A 14,182-nucleotide genomic window follows, 5' to 3' on the forward strand; every position below is an offset into this window, starting at 1 on the left:
TTCGACTGCGGCAATGTGCACCGGGCTACCCATAGACCAAAGGCGTGATCGGTAGATCTATGTAATTGGCTGCGGACGGACCACACAGCGTTCACGATCGAGGGTGACCCGACCGGGATGCGAGGAACCGGGAGGCCACATGGAGGCTGAGTTCGGTGTTGGCGCCGCGATGGCGGTGGCCGCGGTGCCCGGTGCGCCCGCGCCCGCGCCCGTGACCGCCGCGCCCGCGGCCGTGACCGCCCCTGCCCCACGCTCACCGCTGGCCAGGGCGTTCGACGGCGCGCTGGTCGCGGTCGGCGCGACGGCGGACCCGGGGGAACGGGTCGCCGCGTTCGTGGACCTCGTCCGGAGGTACCAGGAACCTGGTCGGCATTACCACACCCTGCGGCACGTGGCGGAGACGACCGCCGCCTTCCACCTGCTGATCGCCGCCGACCGGGCCGAGGCCGCCGAGGTGCGGCTACCGGTCTGCCTGCTCGCCGTGCACTTCCACGACGTCGTCTACGACTCCCGGGCGCGGGACAACGAACAGCGCTCCGCCGAGCTCGCCGCCGGCGTCCTGACCCGTCTCGGCTGCCAGGCCGAGGCGATCGCCGACGTGTGCCGCCTGGTCGAGGCCACGGCGGGGCACCGGGCGGTGTCCGCCGACGAGGCGTTCGTCAACGACGCCGACCTGCGGGTGCTCGCGCGTCCCGCGCCCGCCTACGACCGGTACGTCCGCCGGGTGCGCCTGGAGTACGCCTGGGTCGGTGGCGACACCTGGGCCTCCGGGCGCGGCGCCATCCTGCGGCATCTGCTGGACGGGGAGATCTACGCGACCTCCTGGGCCCGCAGGCACTGGGAGCCGGCCGCCCGCGCCAACCTCAACCGCGAGCTCTCGGCGCTCTCCCTGACCTGAGGGCTGTTTTCGGCCGCCGGCGCGGATCACCTTCCGGCCACGGCCGACCGTCGCTGGCCGGAGCGGAGACAGAGCCGGTCGTCGATGTGAAGTCGCCGGCCGTCGATGCGGAGTCGCCGTTCGGCCGATGCCCGCGACGGGCGTCGGCCGGCACGATCATCGCCATGATTCGTGTCGAGTCGCTGACCAGACGTTACGGGGCGTCCACCGTCGTACGGGACGTCTCCTTCACCTGCGAACCGGGGACGGTGACGGGCTTCCTCGGCCCGAACGGCTCCGGCAAGTCCACCACACTGCGCATGATCACCGGCCTGACCAGGCCGGACGCCGGTCAGGCCACCGTCGACGGACATCCGTTCGCCGCGCTGCCCAACGCCTCCCGCGCGGTCGGCACGCTGCTGGACGCGTCCGCGACCCACCGCGGCCGCAGCGGCCGGGCGATCCTGCGGACGGCCGCGGACATGGCAGGCGTCCCCCGCCGGCGGGTCGAGGAGATGCTCGATCTGGTCGGTCTCGCCGGCCCGGCGGCCGGCCGCCGCTCGGGTACCTACTCGCTGGGGATGCGCCAGCGGCTCGGCTTCGCCCAGGCGCTGATCGGCGACCCGTACGTCCTCATCCTGGACGAGCCGGCGAACGGCCTCGACCCGGAGGGCATCGCCTGGATGCGCCGGCTGCTGCGGGAGTTCGCCGCGCGCGGCGGGACGGTGCTGCTGTCGAGCCATCTGCTCGGCGAGGTGCAGGCGACCGTCGACCGGCTCGTGGTCATCGCCGCGGGCGCGGTGGTGGCGCGCGGGCGGCTGGACGAGCTGCTCGCCCCCGCCGGGCTGATCGTCGGCGCGCCGGACCGGGCCGCGCTGGCGGCGGCACTGTCCCGGGCGGCGATCCCGTTCGCGCCGAACCCGGACGGAACCCTGCTGGTGGACGTCTCGTCCGGCACGACCGCGGCGGACGTCGCCCGGGCCGCCGTCGGCGCCGGCGTGCTCGTGACCGAGCTGCGCCCGGCGGACCACGGAACCCTCGAGGACCTCTTCTTCTCGCTCACCGCATCCCTCCCCACGGATGTGCCCGCCGGCACCGTCGCGACCGGCACCCGCACCGGCACCGGCACCCGCACCGGCACCGGCACCGGCACCGCCGGCTCCGTTGCCGGCTCCGCCGCCCGGACCGAGGTGGCCCGATGACCGTCACCGCCACGAGAACCGGTGGCCCTGGCGCGGTGGCACCGCGGCCGGCCACCGTCCCGATCCCGTTCGCCCGGCTGGTGCGGGTGGAGTGGGACAAGTGCCTGGGCACCCGCGCCACGCGGTGGCTGCTGGCCGTCGCCACCGCCGTGTCCGTCCTGTGCCAGCTGGTCCCGCTCCTGCTCCCGGACGACGTCGACCAGTGGGCATCGGTCTATCTCGGCCTCGGCTCGGTCGGGTTCGGCGTGCTGCTGCCGGTCGTCGTGATCCTGGCGCTGACCAGCGAGTGGACGCAGCGCACGGTGCTGGTGACCTTCACCCAGGAGCCACGCCGCGCGCGGGTGCTCACCGCGAAGATCACGGTCGGCGTGATCCTGGCCCTGCTCGCGGTCGTCGCGACCTTCGTGATCGCGCTGGGCGGGATGGCGGTCGCCGAGTGGGGGCTGGGCCGCTCGGTCGTCGCCGACCGCCCGTGGGGCCTGCTCGTCCTGGGGCTCGTGCTCGCCTCGGTGGTCGGGACGGTCTCGGCGATGGGTTTCGCGGCGCTGTTCGGCTCGAGCGCGGCCGCGATCGTGAGCGTCTACCTCATCCCGACCCTGTGGGGCGTCGTCTTCTCGTTCGGAGTGCTGCGGAAGCTGAGTCCGTGGCTGGACAGCGCGCAGTCGGCGACCTGGATGCAGGAGGCGCGGTTCGACGGCCATCTCGGCCAGATGGCCGTCTCGTCTGCGCTGTGGGTCCTGGTGCCGCTGGTGGCCGGCTTCGTCCGCACCCTGCGCCGCGAGGTCTCCTGACCCGGCTTCACCTGCCGGTGGCGGGCGTCGGACGTCCGCCAGGCGTCGGATGCCCGGCGGGCGGGCTGCCGGTGGGTGGGCTGGTGGCGGGTGCGTCGCCGGAGGAGCGGCGGGCTCGTCGGCGTAGCAGCGCGGCGACGCCCGCCCCGGCCAGCAGGACTCCGCTGAGCACCGGCCCGGCGGTGAACTCGGCCGCGTCCGGTTCGAGGCCGGGCCAGACGAGGGCGAACAGCAGCAGCGAGCAGATGGCCCCGACCGCGCTGGTCAGCAGCGGGAACCGGCGGACGCCGGGCAGCCCGAGCAGCGCGAGCCCGCCCAGCACACAACCGAGGACCGCGCCCGCGAGCAGCGCCGCCCCGACGGAGTGGACCACGACGGCCGGCAGCCACCCCGGCTGCCACGACCACGAGTCGCCGTTCCAGCGCAGGCGCATGCCGCCGCCCGTGCCGGCCGTCCCGAGCGGTGCGCCCGGCCAGACCAGCAGGTGCACCAGGCCGTGGGTGACGATGACGAATCCGCCGGCCCAGGCGGCTCCCCGGCTGACCACCCCGCGACCGACCGGGTCTCGCCTGACGGGGCCCCGGCTTACCGGGCCCTCGCTGACCGGGTCGAGGGTCACCGGGCCATGCTCACGCCGGTTCGCTCACTGCAGAGTCACCGCGTCGACGTCGGACCCGGCGTCGGCGCCCGGCCCTTCCCAGCCCGCGGGCTCCTCCCAGCCCGTCTGATCCGTCCAGCCCGCCTGATCCGTCCAGCCGGTGGCCGCCGAAGGAACCGCGGAGGCGGGCGTGTCCGCGGAGAGCGCGTGGAGGTCGCCGGCGGTGGCGGTACCCGACTCGGCCGCGGCGGCGAGCACCGTCGCGGCGAGGACAGGGTCCAGGTCTGGTGGAACCGACCGCAGATCCAGCAGGCAGCAGCCCTGCTCGACCCGTCCGAGGACGGACGGGCGGCCGCGGCGCAGGAAGGCGGCCAGGGCCGCGTCCAGTGCGACGGCCGCACTCGGCAGGCCGCTCTCCCACATGTCCGGCCCTGGCCCGTAGACCGTGTGGCCGCCGTGGCCGCCGTGGCCGCCGTGGCCGCTGTGGCCCGCTCCGGCTCCGACGGCGCCGCGGCGCACGGCGGCCCCGGCCCGGGCGGTGTCGTCGATGCCGTCCGAGCCGACGACCGCCCGGCTGGTCACGGCGGAGGCGGGGACCCCGGACTGCCGCAGCCAGGACGCCAGCCGCTCGGCCCGGTGCCGCAGCTCGGCGGGCTCGGCGCGCAGCGACCTGCGGACGGGGTTGTCCCCGGTGCCCAGCGTGGCCTCCAGTGCGGCCAACGTCAGTTTGCCCACCCGCAGGGCGCGGGCGAGCGGATGCCGACGCAGCCGGTCGACCAGGTCCGCGCGGCCCAGGACGAGGCCGCACTGCGGCCCGCCGAGAAGCTTGTCGCCGCAGGTGGTGACCAGGCTGACCCCGCAGCTAAGCCAGGTCGAGGCGTCCGGTTCGTCGGGCAGGGCGGGCTCGGGGTGCAGCAGTCCGGATCCGGGATCGCCGACGAGTGGCACACCGCGGCCGGCGCACAGATCGGCGAGATCGGCGAGCGCCGGGGCCGTCGTCAGCCCGACGACCCGGTAGCTGGGCGGATGTACCCGAAGTACGAAACCGGTGCCTGGCCCGATGGCGTCGGCATAGTCGCCGAGTGTGGTCCGATTTGTGGTCCCAACCTCGCGCAGCCGGGCTCCGGTCGACGTCAGCAGCTCGGGCAGGCGGAGCCCGTCGGCTGTCTCGATGAGCTCGCCGCGGCTGATGACTATCTCCCGGCGGCCCGCGAGCGCCGCGGCCGACAGGATGAGCGCGGCCGCGTTGTTGTTGACCACGTGCACGGAACGGGCCATTGGCACGGCCGCGGCCAGTGCGGTCATCGCCGTGCGGCCGCGCCGCCCGCGGCGACCCGTGGCCAGGTCGACCTCGACGTCGCAGGTCCCGGCCGCGGCGTCGAGCGCGGTGCGGGCCGCCGGGGACAGCGGCGCGCGGCCGAGGCCGTCGTGCAGGAGAATGCCGGTGGCGTTGATCACCGGGTGTGGGCCTCCGGCCTGCCGGGCGGGCGCCACCAGCACGGCGGTCGGCGCGGGCGTGGTGAGGAACCGCGTCGGCTCGGTAAGAGGTCGACCTGGATCGGCGGTCACCTTGAGTGATGTTAATGGCACTTATCTGTGATGGATGGTTGGCGCTCCGTCGCCTGTCCCCGATGCGTGGCCTGACTGTCGTCCTGAGACGGGATCGCCGTGGGTTCCGTCAGGGCGTTGTCGGGAGTAGCTTCGGAGCTGAAGGGGAGTAGCCCCGCCGTGTGGCCACCGGCCGTGTCCGATCGCCGCGCCCGTGTCACCGCGCTCCGTGCGCGGCGGATGCGCCGCGGTCGTCGGGTCGCCGGGGAGCCGCACGGTCCGGCGCGTCGACATACTGGCCCGACCTGTTCGGGCCCGGCCGTCGGGCCTGACCTCCGTCAGGTGGGCGAGACCTTCGATCTGGCTGTCATGCCGGGTCGAAGGCGGCTCCCGTCCCGGCCCGGCTCCAACGAGAGGGACCCGAGCCGTGAGCCTCACCGCCGTACTTGTCACCTTCGGTGTGATCTTCCTGGCGGAACTGCCTGACAAGACGATGGTGGCGAGCCTCGTGCTGGGCAGCCGCTACCGTCCCCTCTACGTCTGGACGGGTGTCGCGGCCGCCTTCGTGATCCACGTGACAGTGGCGGTCGCCGCCGGCAGCGCGATCTCGCTGCTGCCCGGGCGGCTCGTCGACGCGGTCGCGGCGGTGCTGTTCGCGCTCGGCGCGGTGCTGGTGCTCCGAGAGGGACGCGAGGAGACCACGGACGAGTCCGAGCCCAGCCCGGCCGAGGCGTTGCCCGCGCCGACGGCTGCCACCGTGGTCGCGGAGCCGGCGGGCGGTGCCGGTACGGCTGGCGGTACTGCTGACGCTGCTGGCACCGGGCCTGCGGCCGGCCCGGTTCCCGCTGCGGAGCCGAGTTCGGCGCGCCCGGTGAGCGCGGACCCGTCGCGGTCCACGTTCCCGCGGGTCGCGGCGACGTCCTTCGCGGTCGTGTTCGTCGCGGAACTCGGTGACCTCACCCAGTTCTCGACGGCGAACCTCGCCGCCCGGTTCTCCGCGCCGGTGGCGGTGTGGCTCGGCGCGGTCCTCGCACTGTGGACCGTCGCGGGTCTGGCCATCGTCGGCGGTCGTGGGCTGCTTCGTGTCCTGTCGGTAAAGGTGATCACGCGGATCGCCGCGGTCGCGTTCACGGCACTGGCGCTGATCTCGCTCGTGGACGCCATCCGCGGCTGACCGCCCGGCACGGGCCCCGGTTCGCCGGCCGAACGCGGCGCGGCAGACTCCGCACATGCCGCCGCGACGCAGGACCGACCTCTGGCAGCCGCTCCCTCCGGCCATCGACGACCAGCCCGGGAGCGCCGCCGCGTCCGCGGGAGGTGGCCGCCGGGTCGTCCGTGGAACCGTCGACGACCTGGCCGCGGCCGTCAGCGAACTCGACCCGGACGCCGGTGGCCTGACCGGGACGACGGTGGAGTCGATCGTCCTGGCCGGCGCCCGTGTCCTGGGCGGGCGGGTCACGGGCCTGCGGCTGCGCGACGTCGTCGCCGATCAGGCCGTCCTGGCCGGCATCGTGCTCGACGGGGGCGGCGCGACGCGGGTCCGGGTCACCGGCGGCCGGGTGTCCGGCACGGTGTGGATCCGCGGGGAGCTCAACGACGTGGTGTTCGACCAGGTACGGGCGGACGGGCTCGCGCTGCGGGCCTGCCTGCTGCGCCGGGCGCGGTTCGTGAACTGCGACCTCTCCGGGCTGGATATGACGGACACACGGCTCGACCACGTGCGGTTCGAGGACTGTGATCTCAGCTCCGCGATCTTCACCGGTACGCAGATCGCGGCGGCTCAGCTGCGGGGATGTCGTTTCGACGGCGTGGTGGGAGCCGATGGCCTGGCCGGAGCCGAGGTGGACTCGTCGGACCTGGCGAGTCTCGCCGGGCCGATGGCCGCCGCGCTCGGAATATCTGTGGTCTGAGCGTTTCCGCCCGTACCTGGGTTGTGCCTGAGGTACCCGTGGTCCGGAGGCTCGACCCCGACCCCCGGTCCGGATGCCCGATTCGGATGTTATTAGTAAAGATTCTCCTGATTTCGGGTGAAGGTGGCGGATCGCCGGAATGTGGAACGTGATGAAAGGCGTGCGGACCCATGAACGGGATGTTTCCGCCCTGCTGGGAGACCTCGCGACGGTCCGTGCTTATATCGGTGCGTCGATCGCGCTTGTGACGATGTGGACACGAAGAGTGCCCCAATATGCCCGATCGAACCGGTGGCGATGGGGCTGCCGGCGGACAGCGGAGGGAACGGCGACGAGATGATCACGGAGGAGGGCAGCTGCGGTGCCTGGCAGCGCGTGCCCGAAGAGATAGCGATGCGGCTCGACGATGTGCCAGGAGCCGCGTACGAGGTGCCCAGCGAGGTGACCTGCGCGCTTCAGCAGGGCCACCCGGACAACCACATGGCGGTACTGCAGGGATGGGGGAACGAGGAGGTCTGGCTGTCGTGGTCCGCCCCGAGGACCATCACGGCCCCCGGGTGCCGCGCCGAGGGGATGACCTGCCTGCTTCCGACCGGCCATCAGGGCCACCACTATGTGATCATGGCTGACGTGGTGGAGGACGAGGGCCCGTACTGGGTCGCCGACCGCGCCGATCTGGACACGCGGCGGGCCGGCGTCCTCGGGGGCTGACCGACCTGGCCGTTCTCCGCCGGCAGGCAGCGGCCCGGCGGCGGTGTCCCGCCGCGGGCACCGGCGGTTTCAGGGCCGCCGCGGGCATCGGCGGCTTCTGGACCGCCGCCGATACCAGCGTCTTCAGGGCCGCTGCCGGTGCTGGCCGAAGACTAGGACGACCTCGGTGTCGGTGACGAAGTCCTGCAACCGGGCCTCGGCCGGCACGGAGGCCAGCGCCCGGCGCAGGCCTCCGGCCGTCGTGCCCTCGGTCGCCACGACCGTGAGCCGTGAGGCGCCCCCGGCCGGGTCGGGGGCGGCCCGGAACGCGGCCGGCCGCGTGGAGGCGATCGTCATCAGGTGATCGACTATGCGGAGGATCTCGTCCGGCTCGAGGTCGGCGAAGGCGGCACGGCCCGGTTCCGGCGGTTCGATCCGCAGCCGCACGGTCACCTCCTCCTCATCGTCGCCTTCCGTGTCCTCGTCGTCCGCGATCTCGTTATCGCTGTTGGCGTGAGCGCCCCGGGACCCGCCCGTGGGCCCACTCTCCGGACGGCCCCCCGAACCGGGCGTCACGGTGACGGTGACGGCGGTCCCGTCGACCCGGCCGACGAAGATCCTGGTGTCACTCGGGAACGTCGGGACGTCGGTCGGGGACGTCGTGGTGTCGGTCGGGGAGATCGCCGGATCCGAGGGTGACCCGGAGTGAGCGTCGCGCGGCCCGGTGGCCGGGGCCGCGGCGCCCGGGACGGTCGCGGTCGGGGCCGTGACGGGGCTGGGGGTGGATCGGGGCATCGTTACTCCTGTCCGCGGCCGAGGGATTGCTCGATCGCTGTTCACGGGACGACGCTCTCATGTGAATTTCGGCCATTACACCCCGCGGGCCGGGGAGCTTTACCCGGCATCCGCCTTTCCTGGACGGATCGGCGGCGGAGATCGGTGGAGGTGGCCGCGGTGGGCCGTCCCGCGTGAAACAGGACCACCGTGAAACAGGACCACAGAGAGACGCAAATTCCGCGGGTCGGTTGCTCCACGTAAACCAGATTGCTTCAGGTAGCTGTTCTACGCCATCGGGTGTCAGCGCAGGCCGAGGGGGATCGCTGTGGCCGCTCCCACGCCCGTCCACGGCGAAGACGCGGACGGATGAAAACGTGACGGACGCGCGGGTGTGAGCCCGATAGCGGAGGGGTAGGTGCTGGGTTATCGCGCTTGTCAGGAGCGCGTCGCGCCGTGGGAGGCAGGCCGGCCGTGCTTCCCGCCCCGCACCGTCGTTTCGGCCGACAGCGGAGCCATGGTCCCCAGCGTGCGTGTGGAAGTGACAGGTCGGGACGCTGTCGTGGTGCACCCGGTTGGCGAGATCGACTACTCGTCACTGGAACCGCTGCGGGAGGCGTTGCTCGACGCCCGAATCGCCGGAGTTCGTGAGATCGTCGTCGATCTCGAGCAGGTCTCGTTCCTGGACTCGCAGGGGCTTGCCGTGATCCTCTACGCGCACCAGCGGCAGCGGTCCGCGGGCGGGCGCCTGATCCTGCGAAACCTGAACGAGAACACCTACCGGCTGCTCGACGTGACCAATCTGACGACCGTGATCGACGTCGACCACGGCTCGGTCGCCGTCCCGAACGGCACGCGCTCCAATGCCGCGAGCCCGAACGGCACGCGGGCGAGCGGCGCGCGTGGCATGGAACGGTGGCCGGGAGTGACGTCGCGCCGCGGAGCCTGAGCTGTCCGGCCCCCGAGCGGACCCGTCGCTGTGTCCATCCACGGCACCGGGCCTAGCCGCGCACCGGGTGCCGGTAGCGGTAGGAGACGTCGGCGGCGTGCCGGCGGAACCCGAGCCGGGTGTAGAGGCGGACGGCGCGAGCGTTGTCCTCGTCCACGTAGAGCATCACCGAGGCCAGACCGATGTCGCGCAGGTGCCGCAGACCCACGATCGTCAACGCCGCGCCCAGCCCGGTGCCCGCCGCCGCCGAGGCCACGCCGACGACGTAGACCTCACCGATCGGCCCTGGTCGCCCGGCCGGCTGGTCCGTCGCGGCGGGGTGCTCGGGTACCGGGTCCTGCGGGTGAACCTTGGTCCAGTGGAAGCCGAGCAGGGCGCCGTTCCGTTCGGCGAGGAAGAAGCCGGCCGGGTCGAACCAGGGCTCGCCCTCCCGCGCACGCAGGTCGTCCAGCGTCCAGCGGCCCTGCTCGGGGTGGTCGGCGAAGGCCTCGGCGTTGACGGCGAGCCAGGCCTCCTCGTCCACGCCCACTTCGAAGGCCCGGATCGTCACGTCGGCCGGGATGATGGGCCTTGGCAGATCATCCGGATCGCCGGGGCGGACCGAAGCCAGGGGCCGGCGCAGCTGCAGGAGCACCCGCTCCCGGTCGAACCCGTTGCGCGTGGCCAGCGCGGCCGCGGCCGGTGTGTCCCCGTGTGCCCAGATGTTCAACGAGACCGGTGACGTCGTCGCGAAGAGGGCGTGGACGAGCGCGGTACCGACTCCCCTGCGGCGGTGGTCGGGATGGACGACCAGCTCAGCCTGCCGCTCCGTGGCCGTGCCGCCGAGCGCCGCGTAGCCGACGACAGCCGAGCCGGCGCGGGCGACCAGGTGCTCCACGCCGCCACCGGCCGGGCCGGGGCGGAGGGTGAGGCGGACGTCCTCGGAGACGCCGCCGTTGCCGTCGGCCCGCTCGGCCGCGGCCAGCAGGTCGGTGATGGCGGCGATGTCGGCCACATCGAGCGCGCGGAGCCAGCTCAGCGAGGTCACCAGTCGACGTTAGTGCGTCCGGGCCGGACATTCGCCCGGCACGAGGACGTTCCCCAGAATGTCGATCTTCCCGGTACCGGTGTCAATGTGACGAGTGCCGGCGGGGGGCGGTGACGGCGGGACCTGTGTCCCGCCCGGTCGCGGCGGAGCCTGCGTCTGCACGTGACCGCGAGGTTACGTCAGGCGTCAACGGACGCCGACCGTGGCTGTCCGTGACCGGTGGCGGAAGGCGCCGGTGGGGCAAGGCGCCGGTGGGGCAAGGCGCCGCTGGCGCAGGGCGATGGTGGCGCAAGACGCCGGAAACGCCGAAAGGGCCCGGCGGTCGTCGTCACCGACGACCGTCGGACCCTTTCGGAACGCGCGCGGTGGTGCTGGCGCGAGCCCCGTGCCTGCGGAGCAAGTGGCGCCTGTGGAGCGGGTTGCGCCAGTGGTGAGGTCAGACGCGCTCGGGGGTGCGGATGTCGTCCCGGTCCATACGGTTGGCACCGGACTCGGGCAGCGGCGAGATCGGCGGCGCCACGAACTTGTAGCCCACGTGGCGGACGGTTCCGATCATCGCCTCGTGCTCGGGCCCGAGCTTCGCCCGCAGTCGGCGGACGTGCACGTCAACCGTGCGGGTGCCGCCGTAGTAGTCGTAGCCCCAGACCTCCTGCAGGAGCTGCGCGCGGGTGAAGACCCGCCCCGGGTGCTGCGCGAGGTACTTGAGCAGCTCGAACTCCTTGAACGTGAGCTCGAGCGGACGTCCACGCAGCTTGGCGGAGTAGGTGGTCTCGTCGACCGACAGGTCGCCGGACCGGATGACCCCGGCCTCGGCCGTACCGCCGGCGGCGGCGACCCGCCCGATGGCCAGGCGCAGCCGCGCCTCGACCTCGGCGGGACCCGCGGTGTCAAGGACCACGTCGTCGACGCCCCAGTCCGCCGACACGGCGGCGAGCCCACCCTCGGTGACAAGGGCGAGCAGCGGGGTGGTGAGCCCGGTGGTGCGCAGCAGCCGGCACAGGCCCCGCGCGATCACGAGCTCACGGCGGCCGTCGACGACGATCACATCGACCGGCGGTGCGTCGAGCAGTGCGCTTGCCTCCAGCGGTGCCACCCGGACCGTGTGCGTGAGCAGGCCGAGTGACGGGAAGGACTCGGCTGACGGACCGGGGGCGTTGGTGAGCAAAAGGACGACGCTCAAGACGGCTCCTCCAGGTGCGGTGTGTGTTGGGGCAGCGTCGACCCAGCGATCCTTGTCTCCGGTGTCCCACGTTCCACGACCGTCATGGGCATGAAACGAGCACCGGTCCATGGGGAGGATAGCGGAGTGCCCTACTCCGCTCCTACTGTCTACCGACTTCTTCCCACCGCAGACGCTGAGATCCTGGCCACGGAGCTGCGTAATCGTGTTCCCGCGGTGACAGACCCGCACGGGGTCTGCGTCGTTCTCGTCCACGGGTTCTCCGGGTCGATCGGGCGACCCGCGCTGCGTGCTGTAACAGCCGGATTGCGCACGCACGTGAGTGTGCTGTCGATGGACCTGCGAGGTCACGGCAGATCGACCGGCACCTGCACTTTCGGGGACCGCGAAGTCCTGGATGTCGACGCGGCGGTAGGCGAGGCGCGACGGCTCGGCTACCGCGAAGTGGTCACTATGGGGTGGTCCATGGGTGGTGCCGCGGTGGTCCGGCACGCGGGGCTGGCAGCCGGCGGCGAGCCGGTGCACGGGCACCGGATCCGGCACCGTCCGGACGCGGTCGTCGCCGTCAGTGCCGCGAGCCGGTGGTTCGTCCGCGACACGGCGCCGATGCGCCGCATCCACTGGTTCGCCGAGACGGCGTCCGGACGAGCCGCGGCCCGGGTCGCCCTGGGCGTGCGCATCGCCGCGCAGCCATGGCCGGCGGTGCCGCCCTCGCCGGTCGAACTCATCGGACGGATCGCACCGACCCCCGTCCTGATCGTGCACGGTGACCGTGACTCGTACTTCACGCTCGAGCACCCGCGGGCGCTGGCCGCCGCGGCCGGCCCGACCGGGCAGCTGTGGGTGGTCCCGGGATTCGGCCACGCCGAGGCCGCCGCCACCGCGGGCCTGCTCGACCGCATCGGCGCCCACCTGCCCGATCTGCTGGCCGGCCGTCCCGAGTGGTCGGCGCGCGCGGGGCGCATCGCCGGGGAGACGGCCGAGGGCCTGGGGTCGGGTCTCGACGCTGGCCGGGGGGTTGGCCGGGGCCCGGGAGGTGACACGTCCCCAATACTGGGCGAACCGTCGTCCGGAGTCCTGCGGCCACCGGTCGCGCGGCGGGGAGCGGCGGGGGAGTGGCGTCGTTCCGGCCCTGGTCGAGGGAGCGGTCACGACGCGGTTGACGTGGATTGAGTCGACGTGGACTGACCGGACGCGGTCGACGTGGACTGACTTGAAGGAGAACCGTGGCACGCATCATGGTCAGGTACTGGGCCGCGGCCCGCGACGCGGCCGGCGTCGCGCAGGAGGAGCTCGACGCCGCCACTCTCGCGACCGCGCTGGCCGACGTCACCGAACGCCGGGGCGAGCGCCTCGGCGCGGTACTCGCGAGGTGCGCCTTCCTGGTGGACGACGAGCCCGTCGGCCGGCGTGATCCCGACAGCGTCACGCTGCGGGAAGGCGCGCTCATCGAGGTGTTACCCCCGTTCGCGGGGGGATGAGCCGCTCTCCTCTTGACGTCGTGCCCGCCGTTTCGGGGGTCGACGGGGCTGCTCTGCTCCTGAAACGGCGAGTGGGACGGCAAACGACAAGTAGTTCGATGATTCGGCGCGGCCTGGGTCGCGATGACGGCGCTGGGGGCGGGCGTCCGCGGCCGGCTGACGCACGGACACATGCAGCCACCGTCGGGCCCTGGAATCTTCGTCGATCGACCGTGGCAGCATGGTGCGGTGCCCACGCCCGAGCCCGGTTCGCCCGGATCGCCGGAAGTCGCCCGGCCGGTCGGTGCGGCACGCCCCGCCGAACCGGCCCTGCCGGATCCGTCGGTCGCGCCGGGCGAACCGGACCTGCCGGTCCCATCGGTTCTGCCGGGTGGGCTTGAGGCGGTGTCCGTCGGGGCGACGGTCGCGGTGCTGGCCGCCGGTGCGGCGTTCGCGGCGGCCGCTGGTCCCTGGGCGCTGGCGGGAGTGCTGCTCGCGGCGCAGATTGTCCTCGGCTGGGCGTGGACGCGCTCCCTCGGTGCCTCGGCGGGAACCATCGCCCTCGTCGCCGGCAGCGCGCTGGCCTGTGACCTCGCCGTGCTCTGGCCCGGCGACGGCGAAGCGGGCGGTCACGGCTACGACGACAATGGGATCGGCACGGTCGCCGGCGTCATCGGGGTCTCCCTCGCGGTGACGGTGCTCTACCAGCTCGCGCGGCGCGTACACCGGCCCGGCCCCGCGGCGGCGCCCGCGGAGGGTCGGCCGTCCCGCGCGGCGGACCGGGTCAGCGGTGACATGGCTGCCGCGCTGGGCGGTGTCGCCGTCACCGCCTTCCTGACCGGATTCCTGGTGCTGCGCTCGGAGGCCGGAGCCCCGAAGCCCGCCGACAGCATGGTGATCGCCGGGCTGATCGGGGCCGGGGCGTCGGTACTGGCCGGCCGGCTGCTGGCCGCGCTCGCCGGCCTCGGCCGTTTCGCGGCGCCCGGCGGACCTGGCTCGGCGGGCGGGGGCGTGGCACGAGCTGTGGTCCTCATCGCGGCGGCGTTCGGCGCCATGGCGGGTGCGGCTGCGGGCTCGCTCTACGGCTCGCTCACGGACCTCGGGGCGGGCCCCCCGGCCCCCCCCCCCCCCCCCCCGGCCCGCCCCCCCCCGGGGGGGGGGCCCCCCCGGGGGGCC

Annotated in this window: 15 protein-coding genes; 10 read left to right on the top strand and 5 right to left on the bottom strand. The window is 73.4% G+C overall.

Annotation, left to right across the window (positions count from 1 at the left end):
- Nucleotides 1-139: 139 nt before the first annotated feature.
- The 3 genes from MXD62_RS00235 (at nucleotide 140) to MXD62_RS00245 (ending at nucleotide 2,870) form a co-directional block, all read left to right on the top strand.
- A complete protein-coding gene (locus MXD62_RS00235; RefSeq protein ID WP_248827471.1) occupies nucleotides 140-898 on the top strand; it encodes a hypothetical protein in 759 nt (252 codons plus the stop codon).
- A 164-nt stretch (nucleotides 899-1,062) separates the two neighbouring features.
- On the top strand, nucleotides 1,063-2,079 hold the full coding sequence (locus tag MXD62_RS00240; RefSeq protein ID WP_248827472.1) for an ABC transporter ATP-binding protein: 1,017 nt from the start codon (nucleotides 1,063-1,065) through the stop codon (nucleotides 2,077-2,079).
- Nucleotides 2,076-2,870: an ABC transporter permease gene (locus MXD62_RS00245; RefSeq protein ID WP_248827473.1), complete on the top strand. Its 795-nt coding sequence runs from the start codon at nucleotides 2,076-2,078 to the stop codon at nucleotides 2,868-2,870. The genes MXD62_RS00240 and MXD62_RS00245 overlap by 4 nt, the downstream gene beginning before the upstream one ends.
- 7 nt (nucleotides 2,871-2,877) lie before the next feature.
- On the opposite strand, the gene MXD62_RS00250 is transcribed toward MXD62_RS00245, so the two are convergent.
- Both MXD62_RS00250 and selA read right to left on the bottom strand, forming a co-directional pair.
- Complete coding sequence (locus MXD62_RS00250; RefSeq protein WP_248827474.1) at nucleotides 2,878-3,489, bottom strand: hypothetical protein; 612 nt, start codon at nucleotides 3,487-3,489, stop codon at nucleotides 2,878-2,880.
- Between the two features lie 24 nt (nucleotides 3,490-3,513).
- On the bottom strand, nucleotides 3,514-5,037 hold the full coding sequence (selA, locus tag MXD62_RS00255) for an L-seryl-tRNA(Sec) selenium transferase (protein ID WP_248827475.1): 1,524 nt from the start codon (nucleotides 5,035-5,037) through the stop codon (nucleotides 3,514-3,516).
- A 406-nt stretch (nucleotides 5,038-5,443) separates the two neighbouring features.
- Between selA and MXD62_RS00260 the strand changes: the two genes are divergently transcribed.
- The 3 genes from MXD62_RS00260 (at nucleotide 5,444) to MXD62_RS00270 (ending at nucleotide 7,637) form a co-directional block, all read left to right on the top strand.
- Nucleotides 5,444-6,190 (top strand): TMEM165/GDT1 family protein, encoded by a 747-nt coding sequence (locus MXD62_RS00260; protein ID WP_248827476.1) that lies wholly within the window; start codon nucleotides 5,444-5,446, stop codon nucleotides 6,188-6,190.
- Between the two features lie 55 nt (nucleotides 6,191-6,245).
- Entirely contained in the window at nucleotides 6,246-6,926 is a 681-nt protein-coding gene (locus tag MXD62_RS00265) for a pentapeptide repeat-containing protein (protein WP_241831959.1), read from the top strand.
- Nucleotides 6,927-7,223: 297 nt separating this feature from the next.
- Entirely contained in the window at nucleotides 7,224-7,637 is a 414-nt protein-coding gene (locus tag MXD62_RS00270) for a hypothetical protein (protein WP_248827590.1), read from the top strand.
- Nucleotides 7,638-7,760: 123 nt separating this feature from the next.
- Here MXD62_RS00270 and MXD62_RS00275 read toward each other — a convergent pair whose 3' ends face one another.
- On the bottom strand, nucleotides 7,761-8,411 hold the full coding sequence (locus MXD62_RS00275; protein ID WP_248827477.1) for a hypothetical protein: 651 nt from the start codon (nucleotides 8,409-8,411) through the stop codon (nucleotides 7,761-7,763).
- A gap of 496 nt (nucleotides 8,412-8,907) precedes the next feature.
- Between MXD62_RS00275 and MXD62_RS00280 the strand changes: the two genes are divergently transcribed.
- Nucleotides 8,908-9,339 (top strand): STAS domain-containing protein, encoded by a 432-nt coding sequence (locus MXD62_RS00280; protein WP_248827478.1) that lies wholly within the window; start codon nucleotides 8,908-8,910, stop codon nucleotides 9,337-9,339.
- Between the two features lie 52 nt (nucleotides 9,340-9,391).
- On the opposite strand, the gene mshD is transcribed toward MXD62_RS00280, so the two are convergent.
- Nucleotides 9,392-10,366 (bottom strand): mycothiol synthase, encoded by a 975-nt coding sequence (gene mshD, locus MXD62_RS00285; protein WP_248827479.1) that lies wholly within the window; start codon nucleotides 10,364-10,366, stop codon nucleotides 9,392-9,394.
- A gap of 436 nt (nucleotides 10,367-10,802) precedes the next feature.
- Complete coding sequence (locus tag MXD62_RS00290) at nucleotides 10,803-11,546, bottom strand: response regulator transcription factor (protein ID WP_020463598.1); 744 nt, start codon at nucleotides 11,544-11,546, stop codon at nucleotides 10,803-10,805.
- Nucleotides 11,547-11,672: 126 nt separating this feature from the next.
- Between MXD62_RS00290 and MXD62_RS00295 the strand changes: the two genes are divergently transcribed.
- From MXD62_RS00295 to MXD62_RS00305, 3 genes are all read left to right on the top strand, one after another.
- A complete protein-coding gene (locus tag MXD62_RS00295) occupies nucleotides 11,673-12,719 on the top strand; it encodes an alpha/beta hydrolase (protein ID WP_248827480.1) in 1,047 nt (348 codons plus the stop codon).
- Between the two features lie 53 nt (nucleotides 12,720-12,772).
- Complete coding sequence (locus MXD62_RS00300; RefSeq protein WP_020463596.1) at nucleotides 12,773-13,027, top strand: MoaD/ThiS family protein; 255 nt, start codon at nucleotides 12,773-12,775, stop codon at nucleotides 13,025-13,027.
- Between the two features lie 228 nt (nucleotides 13,028-13,255).
- Nucleotides 13,256-14,182: hypothetical protein (locus MXD62_RS00305; RefSeq protein WP_248827481.1), on the top strand; the 927-nt coding region annotated here is incomplete at its 3' end.

This window comes from Frankia sp. Mgl5 (assembly GCF_023242985.1).
Lineage (GTDB): Bacteria > Actinomycetota > Actinomycetes > Frankiales > Frankiaceae > Parafrankia > Parafrankia soli.

Bases quoted from the DNA above. Each gene is read 5' to 3' on its own strand.
- MXD62_RS00280 (WP_248827478.1), top strand. From the start codon at position 8,908: ATGGTCCCCAGCGTGCGTGTGGAAGTGACAGGTCGGGACGCTGTCGTG.
- MXD62_RS00235 (WP_248827471.1), top strand. From the start codon at position 140: ATGGAGGCTGAGTTCGGTGTTGGCGCCGCGATGGCGGTGGCCGCGGTG.
- MXD62_RS00265 (WP_241831959.1), top strand. From the start codon at position 6,246: ATGCCGCCGCGACGCAGGACCGACCTCTGGCAGCCGCTCCCTCCGGCC.
- MXD62_RS00240 (WP_248827472.1), top strand. From the start codon at position 1,063: ATGATTCGTGTCGAGTCGCTGACCAGACGTTACGGGGCGTCCACCGTC.
- MXD62_RS00245 (WP_248827473.1), top strand. From the start codon at position 2,076: ATGACCGTCACCGCCACGAGAACCGGTGGCCCTGGCGCGGTGGCACCG.
- MXD62_RS00270 (WP_248827590.1), top strand. From the start codon at position 7,224: ATGGGGCTGCCGGCGGACAGCGGAGGGAACGGCGACGAGATGATCACG.
- MXD62_RS00275 (WP_248827477.1), bottom strand. From the start codon at position 8,411: ATGCCCCGATCCACCCCCAGCCCCGTCACGGCCCCGACCGCGACCGTC.